The sequence below is a fragment of the Bradyrhizobium sp. genome, assembly GCF_019244115.1.
Classification (GTDB): Bacteria; Pseudomonadota; Alphaproteobacteria; order Rhizobiales; family Xanthobacteraceae; genus Bradyrhizobium.
Genome location: NZ_JAFATE010000602.1, coordinates 1 through 3,823 on the forward strand (window position 1 = coordinate 1; position 3,823 = coordinate 3,823).

The 3,823-nt window shown below is 63.1% G+C and carries 4 protein-coding genes; all 4 read right to left on the reverse strand.

What is annotated here, in order from left to right; all coding sequences use genetic code 11:
• Nucleotides 1-1,177, reverse strand: a 1,177-nt coding sequence (locus JOZ76_RS26695; RefSeq protein WP_291703742.1) for an ABC transporter permease, incomplete at its 3' end; no start/stop codon positions are given.
• A 10-nt stretch (nucleotides 1,178-1,187) separates the two neighbouring features.
• Nucleotides 1,188-2,198 (reverse strand): ABC transporter substrate-binding protein, encoded by a 1,011-nt coding sequence (locus tag JOZ76_RS26700; protein WP_291703744.1) that lies wholly within the window; start codon nucleotides 2,196-2,198, stop codon nucleotides 1,188-1,190.
• Nucleotides 2,199-2,239: 41 nt separating this feature from the next.
• A complete protein-coding gene (locus JOZ76_RS26705; RefSeq protein WP_291703746.1) occupies nucleotides 2,240-2,656 on the reverse strand; it encodes a Rieske (2Fe-2S) protein in 417 nt (138 codons plus the stop codon).
• Nucleotides 2,653-3,759, reverse strand: a complete 1,107-nt coding sequence (locus JOZ76_RS26710) for an amidohydrolase family protein (protein WP_291703748.1) — start codon at nucleotides 3,757-3,759, stop codon at nucleotides 2,653-2,655. Before JOZ76_RS26710 ends, JOZ76_RS26705 begins: the two co-directional genes overlap by 4 nt.
• Nucleotides 3,760-3,823: the final 64 nt, after the last annotated feature.

The window sequence follows — 3,823 nt, forward strand, 5'->3', positions numbered from 1 at the left end:
GGCCGAGCAGCATGGTGTTGCCGAAACCGCGCCAGAACTCGCCGCTGGCGAACACCGCCTGATAGTGCTCGAGCGTGAGCATGTCCCATTCATAGAAGCCGAAGAACTTGAAGAACGAGCCGATCAGGAGCTGGCCGATAGGTAGCACCACCGTCACCACGAAGAACAGCATGCAGAAGGAGAACGTCACCCAGCGCCATCTGCCGAGCCTCATTACGCCGGGCGAATAGCCCTTGCCACTGATCGTGGTGAAGCTGCGGCCGCGCAGCAGCTTCCATTGCAGCAGCACGATGAGGCAGAGCAGCGCCATGATGACCAAGCTGGTCGCAGTCGCATACTGATATTGCGGCGGCGAGCGCTGGTTGATCGAGTCGTAGATCTCCGTGGTGATGACATGGATGCCGGCGGGCGAGCCGAAGAACAGCGGCGATTCGAAATTCTCGATGCCGCGGATGAAGCTCAGGATCGCCGCGCTGGTCAGGGCCGGCAGCGTGAGCTGCAGCGTCACAGTGCGGAAGGTGCGAAGCCGCGAGGCGCCGCACATTCGCGCCGCCTCCTCCAGACTTGGATCCATGGCGCGGAAGGCGTCGACGATAAGGAGAAACAGGAACGGCACGGAATATTGCATCATGTGCCAGACCACGCCGCCATAGGAATAGACGTTGATGGGCGCGCTCGCCGATCCCGTCAGCCATTGATAGAGCTGGTTGAGCAGCCCGACCTGCGGATTACCGAGCATGCCCCAGGCCATCGCCGTCAGGATCGGCGGCACAAAGAAAGGCAGCGTGACAAGCACCTCGAGCGTGCCGCGGAACGGCGTGTCGGTGCGCGCCAGGATCCAGGCCAGCAGCACCGCGATCACGAGCGAGGGAATGGTCTTCGCAAAGGCGATGCCAATGGTGTTGAACAACGCGACAACACTCTGCCGCGAGAGCACATCCTGATAGCCGTCGAGACTGAAGGTGCCGGCCATGCCCGGCGGTGTCGAATGCAGGCTGCCGTAGAGCAGCATCGACAGCGGATAGACCGAGAGGAACATGAGCACGGCAATGAGCAGCGCCGCGCCCATGAAGCGGCTCGCGGACGTTCCCTGCCAGCGGCGCAGGGAGGCCGACAGGCGCGCCGGCAGCGGTCCCCGCGCCGAATTTCCAAGGCGATCGTCGGCGGAAATGCTCAAGTACCGCCGCTCAGGGATAAAGCTTTTTTGCCAGCGCCATCATTGACGGCCGCTCCGCGAGCTTCGCGGGCCCGATCAGCTTGGCGTTGGCGAAGGGCTGCGCGTCCGGATTGGCGCGTTCGGCGACTCCCGCAACGACCGGCGGCATCCAGGCGTTGGCGTAGATCAACTGCGATTCCATCGAGAGGAAGTGCTGGATGAAAAGGCGCGCGGCGTTCGGATGCGGCGCATTCTTCAGGACCGCCAAATCCATCTCGGCATAGGGCGCTCCCTCCTTGGGGATGACGAGCTTGACCGGCAAGCCCTTGAGGTCGGAGGTGAAGGCGAAGATCTGCGGAACATAGATCGCGTATTCACCGCGTGCGACGCGACGGGCGTCGTTGCGCATATCGCGGCTGAAGACCGGCTTCTGCCCGGCCAGCTTCTCGTTGAATTCCGCCCCCATCTGGTGCTCGAGGATCGCGAACATCGTATTGCCGCTGCCGAGCGGACGCATGTCGTCAGACAGGATCTTGCCCTGCCACTTCGGATTGGTGAGATCGCTCCAGCTTTCGGGCACGTCCTGATCCTTCACCAGGCGCGTGTTGATCAGGATGCCCATCGGCTGGACGAAGGCGGGCACGCTGTAGTCGCTCATCTTGAACGGCGGGCGCAGATTAGCGGCATTCGGGATCGCCGGCAGCTTCTCGATAAATTCGCCGTTCTGGCGCTGCTCCTCGATCATGGTGGTCGTGATTATCTCGACGTCACCGAGAAAGCGCCCGGCGGACTGCTCGGTGCGAATGCGCTCGGCGAGTTCGCTGGCGCGAAGGTCGAGGCTCTCGACGGGGATGCCATATTTGGCCTCAAACGATTTCAGGACAGCGAGGAAATAAGGCGCACCGAGCGCCATGTCATAGACGACGACCTTGCCTTCCTTCTTGGCGGCATCGACGACGGCGTCCCAATTGTCCTCGGCGTGAGCGGGCACGATCAGGCCCGCAAGGCCAGCGAGGACCGCAGCCATGACCATCTTCATCATCACGCAACTCCCTCCCCGACTTCCTGCTTCTTCTGCGCCGGCTAGACTTCAACCACGACGTATTGCTTCTCGATCGACACGGGGAACGTCTCGGCCACGAGCGTCCCCTCTGCCGCAAGCGTCTCCCCGGGTTCGATCTTCAGATCATAGCTGCGCACCCTGGTGCGGTCCGGCTCGCACCAGGATTTGCCGGTGCGCAAGTCGAACTCCCAGCCGTGCCACGGGCAACGCAAGATCTCGCCGCGCCGGCTGAATTGATAGGAGCCGGGCTCGCTGGCCTCGACGAGGCCGACGATGCGCCCTTTGCACAGCGAGGCGCCGTTGTGCGGGCAGCGATTGCCGACCGCGAAATACTCGCCGGATATGTTGAAGATGCCGATCTCCCTTCCGCCGACGGTCGCGAGCATGCGCTCGCCCGGCGGAATCTGGTTGACGGTTGCGACGACATGTCTGGTCATGCGTCGAACCCGTAGAATATCCGTGCATTGCCATAGAGCAGCTGGTGCCGCTGGGCCTCGCTGAGATTGGCCTTGAACGCAGTGCGCGGATCGTCGAAATCCCAGTGCGGATAGTCGGTCGCAAACAAGAGCCGATCCCAGCCGATGCGATCGAACAGGTCGAGCAGGGCGGCCGCGCTTCCCGGCTCCTCCATCGGCTGAGTCGTGAACCAAACGTGCTCGCGCACATACTCCGATGGCGGCCGTTTGACCTGCGGCACTTCGCTGCGCAGCCGGTTCCAGTGCTTGTCCATGCGCGCCATGAAGGAGGGAATCCAGCCGAGCCCGCCTTCCATGATCACGACACGCAGTTTCGGGAAGCGTTCGAACACGCCTTCGAAGACCAGGCTTGCGAGCGCGCCCTGCATCGCCTGCGCCACCATGTGGTGCTCTTCCATGTAATAGGATGACCAGCCCCCAGCGGTGGAGGGATGACCGCCGGTGCCGCCGACATGAATGGTGATCGGCAGGTTATTGCGCACGGCGGCCTCGAAGATCGGCCAATAGCGACGGCGGCCGATCGGCTCGTCGGTCCGCGGCAGAATCAGGATCTGCGTGAAGTTCTTGTCACCGCCGCGCGCGTCGATCTCGGCGACGGCGCCGACGGTGTCCTCCTGCGCGACCAGCACGGAGGCGCGCAGGCGCGGCTCCTGCGTCACCCAGCGCTCGACCTGCCAGATGTTCATCGCCCGCGTCAGCGCCACGCCGAAATCGAGATTGCGCTGGCTGCCGGGATTCCAGCGCAGCGGAATCAGCATGCCGGTCTCGACGCCATTGGAATCGAGATGCTGCTTGCGCATCAGATCGAGGCTCGATCCGGGAGGACCGCCCTCCTCCGGATAGGCATCGACCCGCGCCGCATCTGGCGACATGCGTGGATGCGACAGCGCCTCGGAGAAGGCGTGGCGCAGATGGCTGCCATAGACGGTGAGATGATCGATCCAGCGCTTCTCGAGATAGGGATGGATCTCCTGCCACGAGGTCATCGCCGGATGGATGTCGCAGTCGATGACGTGCAGCTTGTATTTCGCCTCTCGGCTGCGTTCGGCGTCGATGATGCTCATAGTGCAATCTCCATGGCATGATCCGCCTTCGACAGGCGCGGATAGGTGGCGAGCGCGTTCTCGC

Excerpts from the sequence above, each read along its gene's own strand:
- JOZ76_RS26710 (WP_291703748.1), bottom strand. The coding sequence starts at position 3,759 with ATGAGCATCATCGACGCCGAACGCAGCCGAGAGGCGAAATACAAGCTG.
- JOZ76_RS26700 (WP_291703744.1), bottom strand. The coding sequence starts at position 2,198 with ATGATGAAGATGGTCATGGCTGCGGTCCTCGCTGGCCTTGCGGGCCTG.
- JOZ76_RS26705 (WP_291703746.1), bottom strand. The coding sequence starts at position 2,656 with ATGACCAGACATGTCGTCGCAACCGTCAACCAGATTCCGCCGGGCGAG.